Origin of the sequence: Streptomyces typhae (genome assembly GCF_009755605.1) — a bacterium.
Classification (GTDB): Bacteria; Actinomycetota; Actinomycetes; order Streptomycetales; family Streptomycetaceae; genus Streptomyces; species Streptomyces typhae.
Genome location: NZ_WPNZ01000005.1, coordinates 272,309 through 296,954, shown reverse-complemented (window position 1 = coordinate 296,954; position 24,646 = coordinate 272,309). Strand labels below are relative to the sequence as shown.

The following is a 24,646-nucleotide window of genomic DNA, read 5'->3' as shown; positions in this document are numbered from 1 at the left end:
AGCGGCATGAGCGGCTTTCCCTCAGGTGTACAGGCCGAATCGACGGCACGGCACGGTCGCCCTCAGCTGACCCTGGACGTCGAGCGTGTCCTCGGTGTCTCCGTACGACAGGCGATCAGGGCCGAGTTCACCTTCGACCCGAACACCCCTCTGGCCGTGTGTGCGCGGTTCGAGATCCAGGGCGGACCCTGTGTCCTGTGGCGCATCGGCCGGGATCTGCTCCGGCGGGGTTTGCACACGAGGAGCGGCAGCGGCGACGTCCAGCTCTGGCCGTCGCCCTCGGAGAACCGGCCGACCGCGTGGCTCCGACTGGCCTCCGGGGACATGGCGGCGCTCTTCGAACTGCCGGCGCAGCCACTCGCCGAGTGGCTGGAGCACACCTACGACCTCGTTCCCGCGGGCCGTGAGCTCTCGGAAGTCGACTGGGACGTCACTGCCGCGGCCCTGCTCGACAGGCGCTAGTAGGTCGTCACGAGAGGCTTCGTCTCGTCGACGGTGTACGTGGACAGCATCATCGTCGTCACCCTGCCGACGTTGCGCGCGTTGTGAATGGCACCGGTCGGGATGAAGAACGGGTCCCCCGTGCGCAGGCGCAGCGGCGGCCTGTCGTCGAACTCCATCAGGACGTCGCCGCGGATGATGTAGCCGACCTCGATGCCGGGGTGGCTGTGCCGTCCCGACTCCTTGTGCCGGGGTATCTGCACGAGTGTCTGCACGGCCTTCCAGCCCTTGGCGGGGGAAGGGTGTTCCTGGAGGAGTGTGCGTGTGACACCCGAGGTGGGGTCGGTGTGCCCGCCGGACTCCGTGGCACCGGCGGGCACCGACAGTGCGGCTGTGCCCAGCGCACCGGCCGCCGCGGCACCGCTCGTACGCAGAAGAAGGCGTCGATTGATCATCGTGTCTCGCAACTCTTCGAAGGGAAAGGACGGTCGGAGCCGTGTGGAGAGTCGGCGACCGTGTGTTCCCTCAGGCAACCAGGTGTCAGAAACACACACAAGGCCAAAGTTGGCCAACTCACACGTGTGTGCTCATCCGCCCTCACCGCTCACACCTCAGCCCTCGTGTGCTTCTACAATGGCGGGGCACCGATGGGGGACACAGATGGCACACTTCACAACGTTCACACCTGCTCCGGCTCCGAGTGAGCGGCTGGTGGGACGCGAACAGGACCTGGACCGTGTCTCCGCGGCGCTCTCCAGGGAAGCGGGTGGCGCCCTACTCCTGTCCGGGGACCCCGGTGTCGGCAAGTCCGCCGTCCTGGACGCCGTGGCCGCGGCAGCCATGGCGAGCGGCACGCAGGTGCTGCGTGCGGCCGGCGTCCAGTTCGAGGCGGACATCAGCTACGCGGCCCTGCACCAGATCCTGCTGCCGCTGCACGGCAACCTGAGCCGCCTGAGTGCCCCCAGCCGGGAGGCGATGGGCGTCGCCCTGGGTTTCGGGGCCGGCCCGCCGCCCGAGCGTCTGATCGTCTGCACCGCCGCCCTGCACCTGCTGCGGTCGGCGGCCGAGGACGGCCCCGTCCTGCTGATCGTGGACGACCTCCCCTGGGTCGACCGGGCCAGCGCCGCCGTCTTCGGCTTCCTCGCCCGCCGCCTGTCCGGTGAGCGCGTCCGCTTCCTCGGCGCCTCCCGTACGGGCGTGGACAGCTTCTTCGACGGCAGCGGACTGCCCACGTACGAGCTGCCCGCCCTGGACGCGCCGTCCGCCGCCCGCCTGGTCGACGTGCACTTCCCCGACCTGGCGCATCCGGTGCGCCGTCGCCTCCTCGACGCGGCGCAGGGCAATCCGCTGGCCCTGCTCGAACTCCCCGGCGCACTGCGCACGGACCAGCGCCGGGCGCGGGAGGTCCTGCCCGCCGTCCTGCCGCTGGGCGAACGCCTCCAGTCCCTGTTCGTCTCCCGGGTCCGCTCCCTGCCTGCCGCCACCCGCACCCTGCTGCTGCTCGCCACCCTGGACGGGACCGGCGACCTCGGGGTGCTGTCGGCCGCCGCGCGGGACACCCGCGGCCACGCCGACCTGCGGGACCTGGATCCGGCCGAACAGGACGGCCTCGTACGCGTGGAGGAGTCCCCGCGCCGCCTGGCCTTCCGCCACCCACTGATCATGTCGGCCGTCGTCGAGGCCGCCACCAGCAGTGCGCGGCGGGCGGCACACCGCGCCCTCGCCCGCGTGCTCGCCGACAACCCGGAACAACGGGCCTGGCATCTGGGAGAGGCCACGCTCGAACCCGACGAGGACGTGGCGTGCCTCCTGGAGCTGGCCGCGCGGCGCATCCTGGACCGCGGGGACGCCGTCGCCGCGATCGCCGCGCTCACCCGGGCCGCGGACCTAAGCCCGCTGGGCGGCGACCGCGCGCGCCGCCTCGCGGAGGCGGCCTATGTGGGCGCCGAGGCGATCGGCGCGCTGCACAGCGCATCGGAGCTCCTCGAGGACGCCTGGCGGGCGGATCCCGGGCACGGCGCGTCACTGCGGTCCGCGACCGCCGCGGTCCAGCTCGTGCTCAACGGGGACGGGGACCTGGTGACCGCCCACCGCCTCCTGGTCGGCGCCATCGAGGAGGGCGGCCACGGCTACGACGCCGACGACCCGGCGCTCGTCGACGCCCTGCACTTCCTGTTGCTGCTGTGCAACTACGGGGCCCGTGAGGAGCTGTGGGCGCCGTACTGCGCGGCCGTGTCCCGGCTGCGGCCCGCTCCCCCGCCGCTGCTCCTGGTCGCCGCCCGGACCTGGGGCGATCCGGCCCACGCGGACGCGGCGACGCTGCGCGCCCTCGACGAGATCATCGACGACACGACGAAGGAGACCGATCCCGCCCGCGTCGTACGGGTGGGGACCGCCGCGCTCTACCCGGACCGGCTGCACGCGGTGCGCGAGGCGGCCTGGCGACTGGTCCGGCAGGGGCGCGAGGGCGGCCCCGTACGCAGGCACATCGGCGCCCTGCTGCACCTGGGCCTCGACGACTACCACCGCGGCGAGTGGGCCGAGGTCCGGGAGCTGTCGGAGGAGGGCCTCACGCTGTGCTCGACATCCGGGTACACCGTGTGCACCTGGTTCTTCCAGTACACCAAGGGCCTGGTCACCGCGTCCCAGGGCGACACCGCCACGGCGCACGCGCTCGCCGGCGCGATGACGAACTGGGCGGCGCCCAGGGGCATCCAGGCAGCGGTGCACTGCGCGCAGCACGTCCACGCCCTCGCACACATCGCAGACGGCGACTTCGACGCGGCGTTCGGACGTGTGCACACCATCAGCCCCGCCGGGACCATCCTCCCGTATGTACCGCACGCGGCATGGGTGTTCTTCGACCTGGTGGAATCCGCCGTACGCACCGGTCGGCGCGCGGAAGCGTCCGCACATGTGCGCGCGCTGCGCGGAACGAACGTGGCCGGGCTCTCGCCCCGCCTCGCCCTGCTCGCCGGCGGCGCCGAGGCCCTCGCAGCGGAGGACGGGGCACAGACGGCCCGCCTGTTCGCCGCAGCGTTGGCCGTGCCGGAGGCCGAACGGTCACCGTTCGCCGTGGCGCGGGTGCGGCTCGCCCAGGGCGAGTGGCTGCGCCGCTCGCGGGCCCTGTCGGAGTCCAAGGCTCCCCTGGCGGCCGCCCTGGAGACCTTCGAGCGGTTGGGGTCCGCGAGCTGGGCCGAGCGCGCCCGCAAGGAACTGCGGGCCGCGGGCCGTGCCGTACCGCCCGCCGACGGCGTGCCCGGGTCGTCCCTCACCGCTCAGGAGCGGGAGATCGCGGAGCTCGCCGCCACCGGACTGACGAACAAGCAGATCGCCGAGCGCCTGTTCATCTCGCACCGCACCGTCGGCGCCCACCTGTACCAGATCTACCCGAAGCTCGGCATCGCGTCCCGGACGGCGCTGCGGGACGCGCTCCCCCCGCCGGTCCGCCCGGCTGAAAGGTGACAGTCAGGTGACCGATGTGCGCGTCCCGTCCCCTGGCGAAGGGTGAGGGCGGCAGACGTCGTACCACGAAGGGGAACCCAGCCATGCACCGTGACCAGTCACCCCTGCGGGCTCACCCGGCGACCGAGCAGGTGCCTTCGCTGCTCGTCGACCTCGACCTGATGCTCGACGAGTTCACCCGGCGCCCCCTGCAGGCCGAGTTCCGCTTCGACCCGGGCACGCCCGCCGTGATCGGCGTCGAATTCCTGGTGGAGCGGGGAGCGAGTCGCTCGTGGAACATCGGACGTGAACTCCTGCACCGCGGCCTGACGTCGATGAGCGGTCTCGGTGAGGTACGCATGTGGCCGACGCTGCCCGGCGGACCGCCCTCGTCCTGGCTGCTCCTCGAATCACCGGAGGTGGAAGCCCTGTTCGAGCTGCCCACGGCACAGCTCGCGAGGTGGCTCGACGCCACCTACCGGATCGTCTCGGCCGAGGCGGAGTGGGACGTCCTGAACTGGGACGGACTCCTCGACGAGTTGACCGGGGGCCCGGGAACGCCGACCGACGCCTGACGGAGCAGCTCCCGACGACTCTCGCGCGCCTTCCGGCACTTGACGGAACCAGCACCAGGCGGAGCCGGCACTGCAAGGACACCCCTTCAAGGACGACATAGCCAAGGACGACATATTCAAGAACGACCACCGGCCTCGCATCGTTCCCATGACGACAGCGTGATCGCCGTGCGAGGGTGCCGGGTACGGCAGGGCACCGCCGCACGGCCCGAACAGGAGGCGCTCCATGAGCCCGCACGAGCAGTGTCCGCACCGGAACGGCACGGTGGTCCTCGATCCCGCCTTCAAGGCGGACGCGCCCGCACGGTACGCCCGGCTCCGGGAACTCGGCCCCCTGCACCCGGCCGAGTTCCACCTCGGCCTGAAGGGCTGGGTGGTCGTCGGCTACGACCTGGCCCGGGAGGCACTGACCCACCCCCACCTGCTCAAGGACTCCGCGCCGGCCGCCGAGGCCCTGGCCGCCGCGGGCTATGTCCTGCACAAGCCGTCGGTCGGGCTCGGCGCGCAGATGATGGAGGCCGACCCGCCCGAGCACACCCGGCTGCGCCGCCTCGCCGCGGCGGCCTTCACCCCGCGCCGTACGGCCGACATGGCGCCCCGCATCGAACAGATCGCGCACGAACTCATCGACGCGATGCCGCCGTCGGGGGAGGTCGACCTGGTCGAGGCGTTCAACGCGCCACTGCCCGCCACGGTCGTCGCCGAGCTTCTCGGCATCCCCGACCAGCACCATCTGGACTTCCGGCGCTGGTCGGGGCAGGCGCTCCAGGTGGCGTCCCCCGAGCACCGCCCGGCGCTCGCCTCGCTGCACGGCCTGCTCGCCGAGCTGCTCGCGGACAAACGCCGCCGCCCCCAGGACGACCTGCTGTCCGCGCTGGTGGCCGTGCGCGACCAGGAGGACGGGCGGCTGTCCGAGGAAGAGCTGGTCGGCACGGCGATGATGCTGGTCGTCGCGGGCCACGAGAGCACGGTGAACCTGCTGGGCAACGCCGTGCTGTCCCTGCTGCAACACCCCGACCAGCTGCGCCTGTTGCGGGAGCGGCCCGAGCTGATGCCCGGCGCGGTGGAGGAGTTCCTGCGCCACGACACTTCCGTCGAGCGCTCGACCAGCCGCTACGCGTCGCGGGACCTCGAACTGGGCGGGGTGCCGATCCCCCGGGGAAGCATGATCGTCGTGGCCCTCGGTTCGGCCGGTCACGACGCTCCCCAGGCGTCCGGTGACATCCCGCCCGTCTTCGACGTCTCCCGTTCCGGTGCCCGCCATCTGGCCTTCGGACACGGCGTCCACTACTGCCTGGGCGCCCCGCTCGCCCGCTTGGAGACCACCATCGCCCTTCGCATCCTGCTGTCGCGCGTACACGACCTGGAACTTGCCGTTCCGCGGGAGTCGTTGGAATGGATCGGTTCGGGGATCATTCGCGGGGTGTTGTCACTTCCGGTGCGCTGCCGCGTCGATGACGCACGCCGCCGCGCCGGCTGACTGCGTACGTCGGTGACGGCGCCGGCCGGGGCACGAGCGGTGCGCGGGCGGGGGTACCGCACCGGACTTCCGACACCCACCGCACCGGACTTCCGGGCCCCCGCACCGGACTTCCGGCACCCACCGCACCGGACTTCCGCACCGGCCTCCCAGGAACCGCAGCCGCCGGTCACCGGAGTCCGCAAGCGGTCCGTTCAGCGCCGGGGCGTGGACACGCAGCGGAAGCTGCTCGCGGCGGACGGGTCGCCGTGGCCCTTGTAGCGGGAGACCTGCGGGTATCCGCACAGGTCACGGGTGACGTTCTTCCCGTGGGCATTGACGAGCGTGGCGGGCAGCGTCCGGGGGGCCTTGCCCTGCTCGACCCAGGCCCGCAACGCGCCGAGGTCGTCGGTGGTGCCGTCGCCCTTGTTGAGTCCGCAGTGCACCGTGCCGGGGGCGAGGAAGAGGCGGTGGAAGCCGTCGACGCGCCGGGCGCCGCCCATGGCCCGCTCGACCTGACGGCGGTACTCGACGGTGCCGTGGCTGGGAATGTACTGGTCGGCCTGCCCGTGCCAGCTGAGGAGCTTGCCGCCGGACGCGCGGAAGGCGGACAGGTCGGGGTCGTCGGTGCCGACGACCTTGTCGTACTCGGCCTCGGACTGCTTGAACAACTGGGTGAACTCGCCGTACGTGATCGTCGACACGTCGAACGACGGCTGCTTCTTCAGCCAGGTGGTGACCCACAGCCGGGGTACGGGGAACGGCTCGCCCCGCACCTGGCCGCTCTCGTCGGGCCCGGACACGCCGGCCAGTCCGGACAGGTCGGCACCGACCGGGACACCGGCCCACAGCCGCTTGCCCGACGTGGTGCGCGGGCCGTCCCATATCTTGCGGACCACGGCCGCGTCGGCGGCCGTGAGGGTCAGCCTCCTCCCGTCGCACAGCACCGTGGTGCCGATCAGGCGGCGCGGGTCGAAGCCGCACCGTGCCGGGTCGCCGACCAGACCGTCCTCGACGCCGTCGAGCGGGTCGCAGGCCTCGACGGCGGCGTCGGTGAAGGCCTTGAACTCGCAGGCGGACGGATAGGTCTTCTCGTTGTTCATGACCACCTGCGGCCACAGGGTGGCGACCTCGAACTCGTCCCAGTGGACGGCGGGCGCGTTGGCGAGGATGCCGTCGTAGTCGTCGGGGTACCGCTGGGCCTCCATGTAGCCCTGCCGTCCGCCCGTGGAGCAGCCGTTGAAGTACGAGAAGGAGGGGCGCCTGCCGTAGACGTCGTCGACGACGTCCTTGCCGACGGCCGCCGCCTCGTGCTGGGAACGGGAGGCGAAGTTCTTCAGGAGAGGCGTGTTGACCCGTCCGGCGCGGTCGAGCGCCCAGCCCGTGTCGAGCACGTCGCCGAGCCCCGCGTCGGTGGTGGTCGCGGCGTAGCCGTTCTTGACCGCGCCGGCCAGTCCGACACCGTTGTCCCCGGCCGCGTAGGCACTGCCGCCCAGCGCTTGGAAACGCCCGTTCCAGCCGCTCACGGGAAGCCAGGTCCGTACTGCGGCGTGATCGTCGGCGCCAGGGTGGGTGAGAGTGACCGTCACCTCGCAGTAGGCGGGGACCCCGGTGACCGTGCCGCCCAGGATCCCGCTGCCGTGGACCGTGCCGCCCTCCTGACGGACGGCCGTCACGGACTCCACTTCGGTACCGGCGGGAGCCGACACGGACGGCACGGAGCAAGTCGCCCGCACGGGGCCGGTATCCGCCCTCGGCGCCGCCGATGCCGTCGGCAGACACACTGCTGCGGCCAGCGGCACACCTGCCGCGAGGGCGGTCAGGAGTCGTCTCATGTTCTTCCTTCCGGGGAATGGCCTGATGACCAGGTGGGTGGGCGCGCGAAGACGTAGGTGTGCATAGGCGCACACATGTGTGCCCTTCGCGCCGCACACTCAGACCGTATCACCGGTTAAGAGGGTGACGACAGGAGAAGGTGATCCCTGACCGCACGCGGAACGCCCGTTCCCGGCGAACCGGAGTTCGCCGGGAACGGGCGCGGAGGCCGTACCTCAGGAGCGGTAGTCGCGCAGGAACAGCGAGGTGGCGGGGTCGCTGCGCGAGGCGTCGACGCCGTTGCCCCCGCCGTAGTCGTTGCGCTCGTTGTCCGCCCAGTCCTGGATGGGGCCGCCCGAGGTCCTCAGGTGCTGGAAGGCACCCGCGTCACCGGCGGCGGACCCGAACTGGAACAGCCGGGAGGTGTCGGCATAGGGACGATAGGGCTCGTACGGGCCTCCTGAGGTGGTCTGCTTGGTCAGGGTGTTGTTGAAGAAGACGTTCTGCTGTCCGCTGGACCCGGACCAGCCGATGCCCTTGCTGCCGGCCGCCCAGTAGATCGGCCACCAGGTGCCGTTGTCGCCGCCTCCGCCTTCGCCACCGCAGTTGGTGTCGCACTCGCTCGACGAGTGGTTGTAGGGCACGTGCACGGTGTTGTTCTCGAACAGGTTGCGACGTTCCCAGCCGCCGTGCAGGTTCAGGTCGGAGTCGAAGTCGTTGCCGATGGCGACGTTGCCGGAGGACGACCACTGGAAGGTGAAGTGCCGCAGGTTGCGGCTGGTGTTGAAGGCGTACAGGGAGTCCCAGACGCGGCTGCCGCGCAGGTATCCGTTGCCGCCCTTGCCCTTGTTCCAGGCGCCGTCGAACACGTTGTGCTCGATCTGGATGTTCCTTGCCACCTCGGTGACGATCGGGTGTGAGCCGACCATGTCGGCGCGGACACCGCGCACCCAGGAGTCGGCGGCCCACTTGAAGACGATGCCGTGCATGGCGTACTCGGGCGCCATGTTGCCGTAGTTGTGCACGGCGTTGGCCGGGGTGAACTGATACGTGCCCCCGTTGAGCTTGGGCAGGCCGTTGATGTCCTGGGTGAAGGAGAAGTCCTCGAACCCCACATCGGTGATCATCTTCAGCGCGGTGACCTTGCTGGCGTAGGGCTTGCCGCCCACACCGAGGGGCGGGGAGCCGTCGGAGGTGGAGTCGACCGGTACGTCGTACTCCAGCGGCTTGTCGATGGTGACGGTGTGCTTGCCGGCGTCCACGGAGGCGATGGTGAACACCTGCTGGCGCATGTGGAGGTTCTCCAGCCGGCCGTCGTCCGCAGAGGCTCCCGCGACCTCCTGGGTCTGGTAGAACTTCAGGCTGTTCGCCGCCCCCACCCACAGGTCGCCGCCAGGCTTGAAGGCGTCCATCTTCGCCTTGGAGTTCAGCTGGATGGTCCGGTCGCCCTTGCGCGCGGCGTAGTGCGCGTCGGCGGTGGATCCGCCCACGGCGACACCCGACTCCCAGTGCTGGTTGATCGAGCCCTCGAAGAGGTCACGGCGATTCTCCGGGATCTTGTCGGGGAAACCGCAGATCTTGAGGTACTTCTCGGCGGCCTCCCGGGTCTGGACCCGGAAGAGGCCGCGGCCCGGCCAGATCCAGCCGCCCGTTCCGACGTTGTTGCCCGTCGTGAACTCGCACTTGTGGGTCATGGCGGTCTGGTTCCAGCGCTCGCCCTTCTCCGTCAGCTTGTCGTACCGGGTGTTCTCGTCGGGGCGGAAGACGATCCGTGAACCGTTCGCCGGGTCCGACCCCTGCCCCCGGATCACGAGGTAGGAGGCGTCCACGGCGAGCTGCTTGCGGACGTCGAGCACACCCTTGGGCAGCTCGATGACCGACAGCCTTCCGGGATTCGCGCTCGGCGAGCAGGAGTCGCGGATCTGGTCGATCGCGCCCTGCAGGCCCGCCGTGTCGTCCTGCCCGTCGTCGGGACGCACCTTGAACCGCTGGTCGAGGGCGGACGGGGTGATGTGGCAGGTGGGGTCGGAGTTGCGGGAACCGGCGCCCGGCAGCACCTCACCGGCGCGGTATCCGGCCCGGCTCCAGTCGGGCAGCCCCGCTACGGGCGCGCGCCGGTTGCTCCTGCTCAGCACCGTGTTGTTGTCGACGGACCCGTCGACGTCTCCGGGCGGGCTCGTCGCCCTGCCCACGCAGGACGACACCACTGGGGAGTCGCCGAGCTTGCCCGCGATCTTCGTCAGGCAGGCGGACAGGGCCAGCTGGCCGTAGTGGTTGGGGTGGATGGCCTCCTGTTGGTTGCCCTGGGCCTGCCAGGGCAGGTCCTTGAGTCCGTCGACCACGTACGGGACCCAGCGCACCCACTCGGCGTGCTCGGCCGGGAGCGGCGACGACAGCTTGTGGTCCGCGCCCGCCTGCCGCGTGGTCCTGCTGCACAGCTCGTGTCCGGCGAACGCGTCCTGGAGGTCCAGGAAGGACACCCCGGCCTCGTTCGCGGCGCCGCGCAGCATGGCGCTGATCCGGGGCACCACGGAGGTGTGCGCCCAGTCGCTGTCCGCGTCGAGGAAGGGGCAGCCGCCGCTCAGGTACCGGCTGTAGTTGGCCGGGGGGACCGGCGCGTTCTCCGGGTCGCGGTAGTCGCGGCCGAGCGGCAGCGGGTTGGCGTAGGACTGCAGCACGATCTGGTACGTGCCGTCCTCCTGGCCCGCCTCGCGCAGCGTCTTGCGGACGGCCTCGACCGTCTGCACCACCTTGCCGCGCACCGGGCCGAGGCCGTCGGCGAACTCCTTCTCCTTGGCGCCCCGGCAGCCCTTGTTGAACAGGGAGGGGTAGAAGTACGCCTTGACGCAGTCCTGGAGGATGTCGGCGAACTTCAGGTCGTTGCCGCCGACGGACAGGACCACCAGACGCACGTCGTTGTTCTGCGCGATGTCGCGCAGGTCGTCGATCTGGGGGCGCTGCCCCTTGAAGCCCGTCGTCGTGACGTTGTCCGTGGTCGCCCCGGAGCAGGCGATGTTGAACCGTCTCTCCGCGGGCACGCCGTCGAAGTCCACCCCCTTGATCTCCGCGGAGTCGGACCGGTCGCAGGCGCTGCCGCCCTTGTCGTACGACGTGTCCCCATAAACCTTGGACACGTCGTGGTCGCAGACGCTCTCCTCGCCGTTGCAGTTCACGGCGGCACGGTCGGTGCCCCGGGCCGATCCGGTCGCGGAGGCGGCGGCGTTACCGGCCCACCGCCCGCCCTCACCGGAGATGTAGCTGTCGCCCATGGAGACGACCGCCGTCGGCGGGCCGCAGGCGTCCCCGGCCGCACGCGCGGCACGCTGTGCCTGCTTGGGGTTGTAGGTGGTCTTGTACACGAACGGCCACCCGGAGTCGCACTTGGGGCTGCCCTCCGAGGCGAACCTCACGGGCCAGTGGTCGGACTCGCCCTTCTGCCCGCTCCGTGTGACGGTGAGGTTCTCCAGCTGATCACTGGCGATCATGTAGTCGAGTGCGTAGCCGGACTGCTGTGTCTCGACGGCGACGCCGCCCGGCTTCTCGTTCTTCTCCACCGCGTAGAACGTGTGGGGGAAGGTGTCGCGACTGGTCTCCGCGAGGCTGTTGAAGTCGCCCAGGGCCCGCCACCGCTTGCCGGCCATCTTCCGGGAGATCGTGTCGATCAGAGCGGACGTGTGCGGATTCGGCTTCTTCTCCGTGCGGATCGACGCGGCGTGGATGTTGAAGTACCAGGTGTCGCCGACCTCCACACCGAACGCGGGGCGGGTCCTGATCCACTGGTTCTTCGGGTCGTCGGCGGGGAAGATCTTGATGCGGGACTTGAGCTCGCTGAGATCCTTGGGCACCTGGCGCAGCCAGATCGCCATGGACTTCTGGTTGTTGCGCGCGGGCGGCTTCGTGGGCGGCTTCCCGTCGCCCTCGGGCTTGTCCTCCACGTCGGCGGGGTCGGCGGGGGTGCCGGGGGCGGGCGCACCGGGGTCGGGGCCCCAGGCGGCCTTGTCCTTGATCTTCAGGTAGAGCATGACCCCGTTCGGCTGCCGTCGGCCCTGTCCGCCCCACTCCTTGGCGTACAGCTCGTACTTGAGACCGGAGAGGCCCGACGGGGTCTTCGTGGTGTCGTCGGCGTTGTCGGCGATGACCTTGGCGCCCTCCAGGAACTTCTGGTCGGGAGGCGTCGTGGCCTCCTGGAGCGCCACGACGTCCGCGTTGGGAAGCAGCTTCGTCCTGACGTCGAACCACGAGGTGCCGCCCTGCATGTTGAACGTGATGGCGGACTCGGTGACGGCTTCGAGTGCCTGTGCGGGCGCGGGCGCGAACAAGGTGACGAGCGAGGCGAGCATCGCCACGCACAGGGCCTGCGCCACAGCGCCCGCCCGTCTGGTGCCCGGTCTGTGCCGGGACCGGCACCCCGGCATACGTATGGACAACTGTCCGCCTCTCTCTTCTCTTGAGCCGGCCACACTCACACGTGTGCGCCGGGTGAGGTGCCACCGTACGACACATGTGGACACCCACACACATGTTCATCCCCAACCTTTGCCCGCTCCCGGTCATGCGGGCCGGGTCGGCTCGACACCTGCTACGCTGCAAGTGACCTGATCCGTTTGATCAAGGAGTCGCAGACGTGGTGGGTGAAGACGACATCTCCGGATGAGATCCGGATGTGACGGGCCGTCGGCCGACGCTGTACGAGCGTTGCCGCCGTGGCCTGCTTCGTCGTTCCCTTTCCCCACCCTGCCCAGGGCAGAGGTCTGTCTGCCCGCAAGCCTCCGAGGTCACCTCCATGTCCGACGCCGCGATCGTCTGCTCGAACCTCTCCTTCGCCTGGCCCGACGACACTCCGGTCTTCGACGACCTGACGTTCACCGTGCCCACCGGCCGTACCGGCCTGGTCGCCCCGAACGGCTCCGGCAAGAGCACCCTGCTCAAGCTGATCGCCGGTGAGCTGAGGCCCGCCACCGGCTCGCTGTCGGTGAGCGGCACACTCGGCTACCTGCCCCAGAGCCTCCCCCTGACCGGCGATCTCACGGTCGCCGAGGTCCTCGGTGTCGCCGCGGTGATCCGCGCCATCGACGCCGTCGAGTCCGGCGACGTGAGCGAGGAACACTTCACCACCATCGGCGACGACTGGGACATCGAGGAGCGCACCCGCGCCCAGCTCGACCGCCTCGGCCTGGCGGACATCGCCCTCGACCGGGTCCTGAGCACGCTCAGCGGCGGCCAGGTCGTCTCCCTCGGCCTCGCCGCCCAACTGCTCAAGCGCCCCGACGTGCTGCTGCTCGACGAGCCGACCAACAACCTCGACCTGACGGCACGGCACAAGCTCTACGACGTCCTTTCGGACTTCACCGGCTGTCTGCTGCTCGTCAGCCACGACCGCGCGCTCCTTGACCGCATGGAACGCATCGCCGAACTGGGCAGCGACGAACTGCGTCTGTACGGCGGCGACTTCACCGCGTACGAGGAGGCCGTGCGCGCCGAACGGGAAGTCGCCGAGAAGAACGTCCGCAGCGCCGAGCAGGAGCTGAAGCGCGAGAAGCGAGAGCTGCAGCAGGCCCGCGAACGCGCCGAACGCCGCCAGAGCAACGCCGCCCGCAACCTCAAGAACGCCGGGCTGCCCCGCATCTTCGCCGGCAACATGAAGCGCGGAGCACAGGAGTCCGCGGGCCGGGCCGGTCAGATGCACGCCTCCCGGGTCAGCGAGGCCAAGGCCCGGCTCGACGAGGCCGGACGCGCCCTGCGCGACGAACAGCGCATCACGCTCGAACTGCCCGACACCCAGGTCCCCGCGGGACGCAACCTCTTCCTCGGCGCGGAACTGCAGGTTCACCTCGGCGACAAGCCCGTGTTCGCCGACGGCGGCGTCGGCCTCACCGTCCGCGGCCCCGAGCGCATCGCGCTGACGGGGCCCAACGGCGCGGGCAAGACGACGCTTCTTCGCCTGATCACCGGCGACCTCGCCCCGGACACCGGAGAGATCAAGCGCAGCGACGGCCGTATCGCCTATCTCTCCCAGCGCCTCGACCTGCTGGACCTGAACCGCACCGTCGCGGAGAACTTCGCCGCGTTCGCCCCCGAGCGGCCCGAGGCGGAGCGGATGAACCTGCTGGCCCGCTTCCTCTTCCGGGGCCCGCGGGCACACCTTCCGGTCGGCGTGCTCTCCGGCGGCGAGCGGCTGCGCGCCACCCTGGCCTGCGTGCTGTGTGCCGAACCCGCGCCCCAGCTGCTCCTGCTCGACGAGCCGACGAACAACCTCGACCTGGTCAGCGTGGGCCGGCTGGAGAGCGCCCTCAACTCCTACCAGGGCGCCTTCGTGGTGATCAGCCACGACGAGCGGTTCCTCGCCGAGATCGGGGTGAACCGCCGGCTGCGGCTCGCCGACGGGGTGCTCAAGGAGTCCGGAGCGCCCGCGGTGTGAACCGCCGGCGTGTGCAGAGGCCCGCGCCGAGGCCGTGCGCCCGGCGGGCCGATCTCCGACGATCTCCGACCACGAGGGACGGTTCCCTGTGCCCGAACCCGCTCTGCTCGCCCATGACGTCGTACGCGACCTCGGCGGCCGACGCGTCCTCGACGGCGTTTCCCTGACCGCGTCGCCCGGCCACCGCATCGGTCTGATCGGGGAGAACGGCGTCGGCAAGTCCACCCTCCTGCGGGTGCTCGCCGGTGTGGAGGAACCCGACGGGGGCAGCGTCTCGCACCCCCGCGACCTCGGCTTCCTGCACCAGGAGATGCCCTTCGACGCGCAGGAGACCATCGCAGCGGTCCTCGACGAGGCCCTCCGCGAGGCCCGTGCCGACCTCGCGGAGCTCGAACGGCTCAGCGACGCACTCGCCCGTGTCCCCGAGGACGCCCCCGGCCACCAGGAACTGCTCGACTCCTACGGCAGGCGGCTCGAACAGGCCCAGGACCGCGAGTCCTGGGACGCCGACCGCCGCGCGGCCCTCGTCCTCGACGGCCTCGGCCTGGGCGCGCTCGGCCACGACCGCGCACTCGGCTCGCTGTCCGGCGGACAGCGCGGCAGGCTCGCCCTCGCCGCGCTGCTCGTCCGGCGGCCCTCGGCGCTGCTCCTCGACGAGCCGACCAACCACCTCGACGACGGTGCCGCCGCGTTCCTGGAACAGCACATCCGCGACCTGCCCGGAACCGTCGTCGCCGCCAGCCACGACCGCGCGTTCCTCGACGCCGTCTGCACCGACCTGATCGACCTGGACCCGGCCGTGGACGGCCCGGTCCGCCACGGCGGCAACTACAGCGCCTATCTGGGCGCGAAGCGCGCCGAGCGGGCACGCTGGGAACGGCGGTACGCCGAGGAGCAGGAGGAACTGCGGGGACTGCGGTACGCGGCAGGTGTCACCGCGCATCAGGTCGCACCGGACCGCGGGCCGCGCGACAACGAGAAGATGGGCTACGGCCACCGCGCGGGCCGGGTGCAGAACCAGATCTCCCGCCGGGTGCGCAACGCCACGCGGCGCCTGGGAGAACTGGAGCGCGCCCAGGTCGCCGAGCCGCCCCGGCCGCTGCGGTTCGCGGCCGGGCCGCCGACGTGGACGGCGCAGGAAGCCGCGCAGGACGCACCGCCTCTGGTCTCGCTGCGCGACGTACGGGTGCCCGGCCGTCTCGCCGTGGACTTCCTCCAGGTGTCGGATACCGATCGGCTGCTGGTCACGGGCGGCAACGGAGCGGGCAAGTCCACGCTGCTCGCCGTGCTCGCCGGGCAGGTCGCCGCCGAGGGCGTGGTGCGCAGACGGCACGCCCTGACGGTGGGCCTCCTCGCCCAGGACACCGTGTTCGACCGGCCCGACCGCACGGTCCGCGACACCTACGCCGTGGCGCTGGGCCCGGCCCGCGCCGAGAAGGTGCCGCTCGGCTCGCTCGGCCTGCTGCACCCGGCGGACCTGGACACACCCGTCGGCCACCTGTCCGTCGGACAGCGCCGACGGCTCGCGCTCGCCCTGCTGGTCGCCCGCCCGCCCCGGCTGTTGCTGCTCGACGAGCCCACGAACCATCTCTCCCCGCGCCTGTGCGACGAACTGGAGGAGGCGCTGGGGAGCGGACCGGGTGCGATCGTGCTGGCCAGCCACGACCGCTGGCTGCGCCGACGGTGGCGGGGCCGCGAGATCCGACTGGGGGCCGACCCTAGCGGGCATCGACCCAGCTGAACGTCGACCCGGCAGAACGTCGACCCGACTGAACGTCGACTTGGCTGAACGTCGGCCAGGCCGACCGATGACCGGCGAGAACCGGCTGCGCGCCGGTCCAGGCGCGCGGCACCACCCTGAGCGGTGACGATTCTTGCACCTCCTGCGGGTCACCTGTCAGGATGGTGATGTGAATCTCGACCATGTTTTCGTATGCGGACATCCGGCCCTCGACTTCGCGGCCACGCTCCGCGCACGGCGCTCGACCCGGTTCGAGATGTTCGTGACCCCGGAGCGGCTCAACGCCTGGTACCTCGAGTCCGGGCTCGTGGACACGATCACGCCCGGCGGCGAGGACGACGTCCGTGACGCCACGACCGTCCGCGAGGCCGTGTACCGGCTGATCACCAACCGCCGCCTCGGCGAGGAGTTCGACCGCGAGGCGCTGGCCGTCCTGAACGCCGCCGCCCGCGAGACCCCCGTGACACCGCAGCTCTCCCTGGCCGGACGGCACAACGAGGCCACCCCCGGGCAGGCCCTCGCCACCGTCGCCCGGCAGGCCGTCGAGGTGCTCAGCGGACCCGACGTCCCGCTCCTCAAGGAGTGCGGCAACCCGGAGTGCACCCGCGTCTACATCGACCGCTCCCGGGGCATGCGGCGCCAGTGGTGCGGTATGGAGTCCTGCGGCAACAAGATCAAGGCCGCGGCCTACCGGGCACGGAAGAAGAGCGTACCCGCCACCTCACATGTGTGACCATAACCCGTGGACACACGTGTGGTCACGGGGTGGGTGTCATGTACGTCCGACCGTAGGACGTCACACACCCACCTGCACGACACCCTCGGCATGGGTACCATGCGCAGCATCATCCATATCGAGGGAGTGAACGGTGTGAGCAGCCAGTCAGCCGCCAAGCTCCGGTCGCGGTACGTGGAACAGGTCGCGTCGGAACTGGAGGAGAACCGCAGGCGCCAGGAGGAGTTGGCCAGGCAGGTCGAGCTGTTGAAGCAGGAGGAAACCCTGCTGACGGACATACTCGCCCTCGCCGAGCGGTACGAAGGTTTCGCGGATGCCTCCCGGCTGCCCGAGCAGACCCAGGACGAGCCCGCGGCCACGCGAGCGAAGCGGGAGAGCGGCACGGGAGCGGCGGCCGCACAGCGTGCGACGGCGGGCAAGGCGGCTCCTGCGAACAAGGCGGCGCCGACGGGCAAGGCAGCCTCCGCGGGCAAGGGGCCGCTCCTGGGCGACCTGCTGCTCGACCTGCTCACCGGCCACGCCGAGCCCCGGCTGGCGAAGGAGCTGCGGGACGAGCTCCTGGAGAAGCACCCGGATCGCCGTCCGACACCGCAGGTGGTGCGGAACACCCTTGAGTCCCTGGTCGCCAAGGGGCGCATCCAGCGCCACAAGCACGAGCGATCGGTCATGTACACCCTCGTGTAGCGCGGGGCCGCTCGGCTGGGAGGACCTGTCCGACTGGATTTCTATTAATCCCAACGAGTGGCTCGAATTCAGATTGTCGGCGGCGGACCACAAGAATGACGAGCCTTACGGCCGTTGGAGGTCTTGTGTCCCGCTCCGCCTCGTCCCCGTCGAACATGACCACCCTGGGGTGCGCACTCTTCGCGACCCGCTGGCTCCAAGCCCCCTTGTACTTCGGCCTGGTGGCCGCGCAGGGCGTGTACGTCTACAAATTCTTCAACGAGTTGTGGCACCTCATCCACCACGTCATCAGCGGACACGCGGACGAGACACACGTCATGCTCGCGGTCCTCAAGCTCGTCGACGTGGTGATGATCGCCAACCTGCTCATCATGGTGATCGTCGGGGGGTACGAGACCTTCGTCTCGCGAATCGGCCTCCAGGGCCACCGGGACCAGCCGGAGTGGCTTTCGCACGTCAATTCCAACGTGCTGAAGGTGAAGCTGGCCACCGCCATCGTCGGTATCTCGTCGGTGCATCTGCTCCAGATGTTCGTCGACGTGCACCACACGCCCAAGCACGACCTGCTGTGGGGGACGGTCATCCACATGGCGTTCATCGCCTCCGCAGCCATCCTCGCCTACATGTCCGGGCCCATGGCGGCGCACGAGGTCAAGGCGCGCCCCGTGAAGGAGACCCCGCAGACCGTGGTCATTCCGGCGCAGCGGGACCGCAGGGCCGCCGATGAGCGCGCGGAGACGGCGGAGCCGGGGGCGGGCGGTGCCGGAACGGCAGGGGCCGAGGAGCGCATCGAGGCCGCCGGGTTCCCGGCCAGGAAGGTCCTCGAGATGTTCGACGAGGGACGGCTGCGCGCACCCGAGCCCCATGTCGTCGCCCGCCTGGGGAAGGCCGACTTCGTCACCCGCAAGGCGAACGTGGTGCTGCTCGGCGGCCCCGGCACGGGCAAGACGCACCTGGCGGTGGCCCTCGGCGTACGGGCCTGCCAGGCCGGCCACCAGGTGCTGTTCGCGACGGCTGCCGAGTGGGGCGCACGGCTCGCGGACGCCAAGGCCGCGGGGCGGCTCCGCAAGGAGCTGGCCCGCCTCGACGCGTACCCGGTGCTCGTCGTCGACGAGGTCGGCTATGTGCCCTTCGACTCCGAAGTCGCCCAGCTCCTGTTCCAGCTCGTCTCGCACCGCTACGAGCGGGGCTCGCTGATCGTCACCGGCAACCGGCCGCTGAGCCGATGGGACGAGGTGTTCGGCGACAGCGCGACGGCCTCCGCGACCGTGGACCGCCTCGCCCACCACGCCGAGGTCGTCACCATCGACGCCGACAGCTACCGCACGCGCCGCCTCGAAAGCGCTTCGCCCGCGGGCCGGGAGGACCCCGGCAAGTTCTTCTGACAACCGACGCCCAGCCCCTGCCCCGTGACACCTGGCGTCCGGCGTCCGGTGCCCTCCCCGCACAGTCCCCAGAAGTCACCTCACACTTCCAGGGACCGCCTCGTCGTACTTCATGCACACCTCCCCTGGCGGGAGCGGCCCCATGTCGATGCGGGAGGTCACCATGAAGACCGTCTTGGCGGGCGCCGGTTACGCCGGGACCCTGGCGTCGGACCGGCCGACGACACCGAAGCGGCCGGCCCACACAGGCCGCAGAAGGGGCATCCCCATGTCTCACATACGCAAGGGAGGCCGGGCCCTCGTGGTCGGTCTCGGGATCTCCGGCATGGCCGCCGCCGTGCGGCTGCGGCAGGTCGGCTGGGACCCGGTCGTGGTCGAGCGGGCGCCGGCCCGGCGCTCGGGCGGGTACTACATCGCGCTGTTCGGATCGGGTGTCGCCTCGGCGCGGCGGCTCGGCGTACTGGAGCGGATCGGCGACCGCGGCGGCCCGCAGATCGCCCTGTACGACGTCGACCGGAACGGCAACCGCCGGCCCAGGGTGAACCTCGGGTCCTTCGACGGCGGACCCCGCCCGCTGCTGCGCGGCGATGTGGAACAGGGACTGTTCGCGGCGCTGCCCGACGACGTGGAGATCCGCTTCTCCACCGTGCCGACCCACATCGTCCAGGACGGCTCCGGGGCGGTCGTGACCCTGCGCGACACGGCGGCCGACACCACCGTGGACGAACGTTTCGACCTGGTCGTGGGTGCCGACGGCATGCGCTCCACGGTGCGCGGCCTCGCCTTCGACGCCCGGCGGTGTCTGCGCCCGCTGGACTACATGATCGGCGTCACGCTCCTGGACCGGCCGGTCGACGGATTCGGTCTGTCCGACGGGCTGATCCTGGCCGAGCCGGGACGTTCGGTCTGGGCCTTCCCCTTCGCCGACCGGGCCCCGAGCCTGCTGTTCTCGTACCGCACCCGCGACATCGACGCCGAGTTCGCCCGGCCGCCCGCCGCGTCCCTGCGCGCCGCGTTCGGACCCGAGCCGGCAGGTCCGCTCCTCGAAGGCCTGCTGACCCGCTACGAACAGGCCTCTGACGCCCTCTTCGACTCGGTGCAGCAGGTGCGGATGCCCAGTTGGCGCCGCGGCCGTGTCGTGCTGATCGGGGACGCGGCCTGGTGCATGACCCTGTACTCGGGCATGGGGGTCTCCAGCGGAATCGCCGGTGGTGAGCTCCTCGGCACCATGCTCCAGCGCCATGTGGGCGACGTGCCCGGCGCGCTGCGTGCCTGGGAGGCGCGGATGCGGCCGTTCATCCGCACCCAGCAGGACAGCGCCCTGGTCACCGGGCGGCGGATGTTCACCCCGCAGGACCGCAAGGAGCTGATCGTGCGCGCGGGCCTGGGACGCCTGATGCGTGCGCCCGGCCTCGGCAGGGCGCTGTGCAGGAAGCTGCTCGACAGCAAGGACATGCGGGCGAAGAACGCCGACGTCGCAGCCCCTTGGACGTGACTGCTAGGACACAACCCCCCAGGCCGCCGCTCGGGCCGCGGCGGCCGCCCGGTTGGGGACGTCGAGCTTGGCGAGGATGTGCTCGATGTGGGTGCCCACGGTGCGCGGCGTGATGTACAGCCGTTCGGCGATCTCGCGGTTGGTGCGGCCCGCGGTCAGTTCCGCGAGGACCTCGACCTCCCGTGGCGAGAGACCGCCGGGCCGCCGCGGGTGCGCGGCGGGGACGGCGGCGGCCAGGGCCGCGGCGAGCGTCTCGGTGAGCAGCGTGACGACGGCGCGCGCCGGACCGGGCGCGCGCCGCGGCCCGCGCGTGCTGACGTTCAGCATGCCGACGTACCGGCCGTCGGCGGCGAACAGGCACTGTGCCACGCCGCCCTCGATGCCGAGGGGCGAAAGCACCTCCTGGAAGCCCGGGGAGGCCGCCAGGAGGTGCGGGGGGACGTCGCCGAGCCAGAGTCCGCCCCGGGCGGGGCTGCGGAGCACGGGGAACACCGGGTCCCGGTGGAGGCGGGTCTCGATGTAGGCCGTGGCGTCGGCGGGATAGCTTCCGGCCAGGGTGGTGTGGCACTTGCGCCGCGGATCCCACCGGGCCAGGGAGGCGTGGTCGTACTCCATCACGTCCGACAGCGCCGTCAGGACCGCGTCGAGGCCGAGCGCGCCTGCCGTGGCGCTTCTGGCGGCCGCACGGACATGGACGGCCGCGTCCAGGATGTCCGCAGCTCCTCGCTCCATCCCCCAAGGATGATCATGCGATCGGAATACGTCAATCACGAAGGGTGTCGCGAATTACGAAGGGTGTCGTGCGTCACGAAGGGTGTCGTGCACGATCTGTCCGTCCACGACGGTGAGGACGACGGGCATCCCCGGTATGTCGTGGGGATCGGCGGCGAGCAGGTCCCCGTCGAGTACACAGAGGTCGGCGACCTTGCCCGGCTCCAGGGAGCCCTTCCAGTCGTCGGCGAAGTCCTGCCAGGCCGCGTCGACGGTGTACGTGCGGATCGCCTCGGCCAGGCCGATGCGCTGCTCGGGGCCGCTGACCCGGCCCGCCGCCTTCGACTCGCGCAGCACCATCGTGGCGACGCCCTGGCGCCAGTCCGGGTACGTGACGGGCGCGTCCGACCCGCTCGCGACGCGCACTCCTGCGTCGACGGCGTCGCGGTAGGGCCACGCGTACGCGGCCCGTTCGGCGCCCACGAACTCCTCCTCCATGTCCGCGACCGTCCACTTGATGGTGGGGTTCATGTTGACGCCGAGGCCGTGCGCGGCCAGCACCTTCATGCTGTGCGGGGTAAGGAAGTCGCCGTGGATGAGGTAGTGCCGGGCGTCGGGCCGCGGGTGCTCGGCGAGCGCTGCGGCGAAGGCGTCCGCGACGGTGTCGCAGGCGCGGTCGCCGGTGACGTGGACGCCGAGCTGGTACCCGGCGGCGTGGGCGTGCCGGATCATGGCGCCGATCTCGGCGACCCGCTCGGCGTCGGTCTCGCCGCCGACGCACAGCGAGCCGCAGCCGCCGCCGGAGTACGGCTCGTGCATCCAGGACGTCTTGTTGGGGACGATGCCGTCGGCGAAGATCTTCACCCCGAGGATCGCGAGGCGGCGCGGGTCGGCGCCGCCGGACGCACCATCCGTACGGGACGCACCACCCGTACGGGACGCACCACCCGTACGGGACGCACCGCACGTACCAGGTGCGCCGGACGCACCGGACCCGCGGGAGTGGTCGGAGCCGCCCGGGTCGCCGAGCCCGGTGAGGACGTGGGCGAACTCCTCGGCGCTGCTCGCCATGCCGGTCGGCAGGAGCAGGACGCCGAGGCGGGCGGTCAGTTCGCCGTCGGCGAGGAGCTGACGGTAGACGTCCAGGGTCTCCGTGCCGAGTGCGCCCCGCATGATGCCGTCGCCGCCGGGGCCGAGACCGGGCTCGGTGTAGCTGGTCACACCGAGCCGGGCGAGCGCGGCGAGGTTCGAACGGATCGCGTCGGTCCGCTCCTGCCTGCTGAGCGGCGGCAGCGCGTTCTGGATCAGGGCCTGGGCCCCTTCGTGGAGCAGCCCGGTCGGCTCTCCGGACGCGTCCGCGACGATGGCGCCGCCGGGCGGGGCAACCGTGTCACGGTCGATTCCGATGAGTTCGAGGGCCTTGGAGTTGACCCACGTCGCGTGCCCGGAGAAGGAGTACAGGACGACGGGGTGGTCCGGGCTGACGGCGTCGAGGTCGTGCCGGGTGGGCAGCCGGGACGGGTCGGCGACGCACTCGTCGAGGTATCCCGTGTCCCAGCCGTGCCCGGTGACCCACTGCCCGCCGGGGGCCCGCCCGACGGCCTCCCGTACCGCATCGGCCACGTCCGCGAGGGACGACACGGCGGGGTGGCCGAGGTCCAGGGACAGCGGCGGCGTCGCCATGCCGAAGGCACATCCGTGCAGGTGGGAGTCGTTGATGCCGGGAAGCAGCGTCGCCCCCCGCAGGTCGATGACGCGGGTGTCGGGGCCGATGAGCGAGGCGACGTCGTCCCGCCCGCCGACGGCGCCGATGAGTCCACCGGTGACCGCCAGGGCCGACGCGACGGAGAACTCCGCGTCGACCGTGACCACTCGCCCGCCGACAAACACCAGATCCGCATACGTGTCCACACGTGGTCCTCTCCCAAGCCGGGCGCCGCACGGCCGCCCGTGAACGATCTCCCGAGGACTATGGCCGCGCCGCCACCCCGCGCACATCGGTCGTTCCACCGATACGCGCTCTCCCGGCCCTTCCCCGGCGCTCTCCAGGCGCTCCCCCGCGACCGCTGCGTCTGGACGCCTCTGGACGCAGAGGCGGGGCACGCGGCAGCGGTCGCGGACGCTTGGCGGCCCGTCCAGGTTGTACGCGTTCCAACTGATTGACCCGCCCGCCCGCGTGCGCTTGCATCCCCGCTGGACCCCGGCACCGGGCCGGGACGGACGCCTTCCGGGAGGAAAGCATGGCGAGATCCGGGCGGAAGAAGAGACGCGGCGGAGCGTCCCGGTCGGCGGGCGTGGGCGCCCTGGCCCTCTTACTCTCGGCCGCGGCCCTGCCCGCGGCCGTGGCCACCCCTGCCGAAGCACCGGCATCCGCGTACGGGAACGCGCATGCGGAGCACCGGCCCCCGGGCACCGGGACCACCCGGCTGATCAGCGTCGCCGCCGACGGCGGCCCGGCGGACGGCGCGTCCGGCAACCCCGTCGTCAGCGCCGACGGCCGTGTGGTCGCGTTCACGTCCCAGGCCACCAACCTGGTCCCCGGAGACACCAACGGCCGCGCCGACGTGTTCGTACGGAACCTGCGTACGGGCAAGGTCCAGCGCGTCGAGGATCCGCTGGGCCCGATCAGCTCCCCCGCGCTCAGCGCAGGGGGCCGCTATCTCGCGTACACGGCGCAGGACGGCGACACGACCGCCGTCGTCGTGCGGGACCTCGACACCGGCGGGACGGAGCGGGCCGACGCCGATCTGCCCATCGGGTACGAGAACGGCGGCTCGCCCGCGATCTCCGCGGACGGCCGCACCGTCGCGTTCCTCGTCGAGGACACCGACCCGGACACCGTGGGGGCGCAGGCGGTCTTCCTGCGGGACCTGCGGGCCAAGTACCCCGAGCAGGTGAGCTTCCCCGTGAGCCCCGACGACGACCACCGCGGTTTCCGCGCGCCGTCGCTGAGCGCCGACGGCAGGAAGGTCGCCTACCAGCAGGTGCGCGGCACCCCGCCGCGCGGCGACTGGTCCGACGTGTACGTGCACGACCGTGCCACCGGCGGCGAGACCCAGGCCGACACCCCGCACGACGGCAGCCCGGCGGACGGCCCCGCCACCCACCCGCTGCTCAGCTTCGACGGCTCCACACTCGCCTTCGACTCCGCTGCCTCCAACCTGGTGCCCGGCCGCGACCCGAACTCCAGCTACAACCCGTTCGTGCGCGACCTGCGCACGGGGAAGGTGCGCCGGATCGACGCGGTCCTGCCCGGCCCCGAAGGCGTGCTGTCCGTGGACGGCGTCTCGGCCGACGGCTCGAAGCTGCTGCTCGACACCTGGCCGGTCCACACTACCGAGGACGCGGAGTACCTCCGTGATCTGCGCACCGGCGCCGACATCCTGGTCTCCCCCGACAAGGACGGCAGACCGGCGAACGCCGTGGACGCGCGGATGGACGCCCGCGCGCGGACCGTCGTCTTCGGCGGCCACGACGACGCCGGGTTCGTCACGGACGACACCAACGGTGTCGAGGACGTGTTCGTCCGTACGGTGCGGTAGGGGGCGGCGACCCACGAGCGACATCCGGAAGCAGCCCTCCGCTCCCCGGGCGGGCCTCACGCCGCGCACCGGCACGACCACCCGGCTCCCGGGCCGTCCGGGCCGACGGGCCGACCCCGTCGGCCCGGACGGCCGCCACTGCCTTCAACGGCACTCGTTGACGAGAATGAGAGCCTTCCCTGATTGAGCGTCACCTGGTC

General features: G+C 71.3%; 16 protein-coding genes. 11 read left to right on the top strand and 5 right to left on the bottom strand.

Annotation, left to right across the window (positions count from 1 at the left end):
- Positions 1 to 6: 6 nt before the first annotated feature.
- Positions 7 to 462, top strand: a complete 456-nt coding sequence (locus tag GPA10_RS11670; protein ID WP_157165429.1) for an SsgA family sporulation/cell division regulator — start codon at positions 7 to 9, stop codon at positions 460 to 462.
- On the opposite strand, the gene GPA10_RS11665 is transcribed toward GPA10_RS11670, so the two are convergent.
- A complete protein-coding gene (locus GPA10_RS11665; protein ID WP_058846847.1) occupies positions 459 to 896 on the bottom strand; it encodes a cupin domain-containing protein in 438 nt (145 codons plus the stop codon). The genes GPA10_RS11670 and GPA10_RS11665 overlap by 4 nt on opposite strands.
- Before the next feature lie 205 nt (positions 897 to 1,101).
- Here GPA10_RS11665 and GPA10_RS11660 point away from each other — a divergent pair, with 205 nt between their 5' ends.
- The 3 genes from GPA10_RS11660 (at position 1,102) to GPA10_RS11650 (ending at position 5,940) form a co-directional block, all read left to right on the top strand.
- Positions 1,102 to 3,906 (top strand): AAA family ATPase, encoded by a 2,805-nt coding sequence (locus GPA10_RS11660; protein ID WP_157165428.1) that lies wholly within the window; start codon positions 1,102 to 1,104, stop codon positions 3,904 to 3,906.
- 83 nt (positions 3,907 to 3,989) lie between these two features.
- Positions 3,990 to 4,460 carry an SsgA family sporulation/cell division regulator gene (locus GPA10_RS11655; RefSeq protein WP_157165427.1) on the top strand — a complete coding sequence of 157 codons (471 nt, stop codon included), beginning with the start codon at positions 3,990 to 3,992 and terminating at the stop codon, positions 4,458 to 4,460.
- A gap of 226 nt (positions 4,461 to 4,686) precedes the next feature.
- Positions 4,687 to 5,940 carry a cytochrome P450 family protein gene (locus tag GPA10_RS11650; protein ID WP_157165426.1) on the top strand — a complete coding sequence of 418 codons (1,254 nt, stop codon included), beginning with the start codon at positions 4,687 to 4,689 and terminating at the stop codon, positions 5,938 to 5,940.
- Between the two features lie 194 nt (positions 5,941 to 6,134).
- Here the strand turns inward: GPA10_RS11650 and GPA10_RS11645 are convergent, their stop codons facing one another.
- Both GPA10_RS11645 and GPA10_RS11640 read right to left on the bottom strand, forming a co-directional pair.
- Positions 6,135 to 7,754: a tannase/feruloyl esterase family alpha/beta hydrolase gene (locus GPA10_RS11645; protein ID WP_157165425.1), complete on the bottom strand. Its 1,620-nt coding sequence runs from the start codon at positions 7,752 to 7,754 to the stop codon at positions 6,135 to 6,137.
- Positions 7,755 to 7,970: 216 nt separating this feature from the next.
- A complete protein-coding gene (locus GPA10_RS11640) occupies positions 7,971 to 12,098 on the bottom strand; it encodes a GDSL-type esterase/lipase family protein (protein ID WP_198351570.1) in 4,128 nt (1,375 codons plus the stop codon).
- Between the two features lie 419 nt (positions 12,099 to 12,517).
- Here GPA10_RS11640 and abc-f point away from each other — a divergent pair, with 419 nt between their 5' ends.
- The 6 genes from abc-f to GPA10_RS11610 all read left to right on the top strand — a co-directional run bounded on the left by abc-f (position 12,518) and on the right by GPA10_RS11610 (position 20,193).
- Positions 12,518 to 14,152, top strand: coding sequence for a ribosomal protection-like ABC-F family protein (gene abc-f, locus GPA10_RS11635; protein ID WP_157165423.1), 1,635 nt, complete (start codon positions 12,518 to 12,520; stop codon positions 14,150 to 14,152).
- A gap of 88 nt (positions 14,153 to 14,240) precedes the next feature.
- Entirely contained in the window at positions 14,241 to 15,893 is a 1,653-nt protein-coding gene (locus GPA10_RS11630; RefSeq protein ID WP_343040683.1) for an ABC-F family ATP-binding cassette domain-containing protein, read from the top strand.
- A gap of 169 nt (positions 15,894 to 16,062) precedes the next feature.
- Complete coding sequence (locus GPA10_RS11625) at positions 16,063 to 16,626, top strand: CGNR zinc finger domain-containing protein (protein ID WP_058846855.1); 564 nt, start codon at positions 16,063 to 16,065, stop codon at positions 16,624 to 16,626.
- Positions 16,627 to 16,764: 138 nt separating this feature from the next.
- Positions 16,765 to 17,313: a hypothetical protein gene (locus GPA10_RS11620; RefSeq protein ID WP_343040681.1), complete on the top strand. Its 549-nt coding sequence runs from the start codon at positions 16,765 to 16,767 to the stop codon at positions 17,311 to 17,313.
- Positions 17,314 to 17,468: 155 nt separating this feature from the next.
- Entirely contained in the window at positions 17,469 to 18,698 is a 1,230-nt protein-coding gene (gene istB / locus GPA10_RS11615) for an IS21-like element helper ATPase IstB (RefSeq protein ID WP_157165421.1), read from the top strand.
- Between the two features lie 268 nt (positions 18,699 to 18,966).
- Entirely contained in the window at positions 18,967 to 20,193 is a 1,227-nt protein-coding gene (locus tag GPA10_RS11610) for an FAD-dependent monooxygenase (protein ID WP_157165420.1), read from the top strand.
- Between the two features lie 3 nt (positions 20,194 to 20,196).
- Here GPA10_RS11610 and GPA10_RS11605 read toward each other — a convergent pair whose 3' ends face one another.
- Together GPA10_RS11605 and GPA10_RS11600 are read right to left on the bottom strand one after the other, a co-directional pair.
- Positions 20,197 to 20,925, bottom strand: coding sequence for a helix-turn-helix transcriptional regulator (locus GPA10_RS11605; protein ID WP_157165419.1), 729 nt, complete (start codon positions 20,923 to 20,925; stop codon positions 20,197 to 20,199).
- Between the two features lie 54 nt (positions 20,926 to 20,979).
- On the bottom strand, positions 20,980 to 22,815 hold the full coding sequence (locus GPA10_RS11600) for an amidohydrolase family protein (protein ID WP_157165418.1): 1,836 nt from the start codon (positions 22,813 to 22,815) through the stop codon (positions 20,980 to 20,982).
- A 329-nt stretch (positions 22,816 to 23,144) separates the two neighbouring features.
- On the opposite strand from GPA10_RS11600, the gene GPA10_RS11595 reads away from it, so the two are divergent.
- Positions 23,145 to 24,446: a TolB-like translocation protein gene (locus tag GPA10_RS11595; RefSeq protein ID WP_157165417.1), complete on the top strand. Its 1,302-nt coding sequence runs from the start codon at positions 23,145 to 23,147 to the stop codon at positions 24,444 to 24,446.
- Positions 24,447 to 24,646 lie beyond the last annotated feature (200 nt).

What these genes read in the sequence shown, in the direction of transcription:
- GPA10_RS11610 (WP_157165420.1), top strand. Translation starts at nt 18,967, where the DNA reads ATGTCTCACATACGCAAGGGAGGCCGGGCCCTCGTGGTCGGTCTCGGG.
- abc-f (WP_157165423.1), top strand. Translation starts at nt 12,518, where the DNA reads ATGTCCGACGCCGCGATCGTCTGCTCGAACCTCTCCTTCGCCTGGCCC.
- GPA10_RS11645 (WP_157165425.1), bottom strand. Translation starts at nt 7,754, where the DNA reads ATGAGACGACTCCTGACCGCCCTCGCGGCAGGTGTGCCGCTGGCCGCA.
- GPA10_RS11655 (WP_157165427.1), top strand. Translation starts at nt 3,990, where the DNA reads ATGCACCGTGACCAGTCACCCCTGCGGGCTCACCCGGCGACCGAGCAG.
- GPA10_RS11605 (WP_157165419.1), bottom strand. Translation starts at nt 20,925, where the DNA reads ATGGAGCGAGGAGCTGCGGACATCCTGGACGCGGCCGTCCATGTCCGT.
- GPA10_RS11595 (WP_157165417.1), top strand. Translation starts at nt 23,145, where the DNA reads ATGGCGAGATCCGGGCGGAAGAAGAGACGCGGCGGAGCGTCCCGGTCG.
- istB (WP_157165421.1), top strand. Translation starts at nt 17,469, where the DNA reads ATGACCACCCTGGGGTGCGCACTCTTCGCGACCCGCTGGCTCCAAGCC.
- GPA10_RS11670 (WP_157165429.1), top strand. Translation starts at nt 7, where the DNA reads ATGAGCGGCTTTCCCTCAGGTGTACAGGCCGAATCGACGGCACGGCAC.
- GPA10_RS11650 (WP_157165426.1), top strand. Translation starts at nt 4,687, where the DNA reads ATGAGCCCGCACGAGCAGTGTCCGCACCGGAACGGCACGGTGGTCCTC.
- GPA10_RS11660 (WP_157165428.1), top strand. Translation starts at nt 1,102, where the DNA reads ATGGCACACTTCACAACGTTCACACCTGCTCCGGCTCCGAGTGAGCGG.
- GPA10_RS11665 (WP_058846847.1), bottom strand. Translation starts at nt 896, where the DNA reads ATGATCAATCGACGCCTTCTTCTGCGTACGAGCGGTGCCGCGGCGGCC.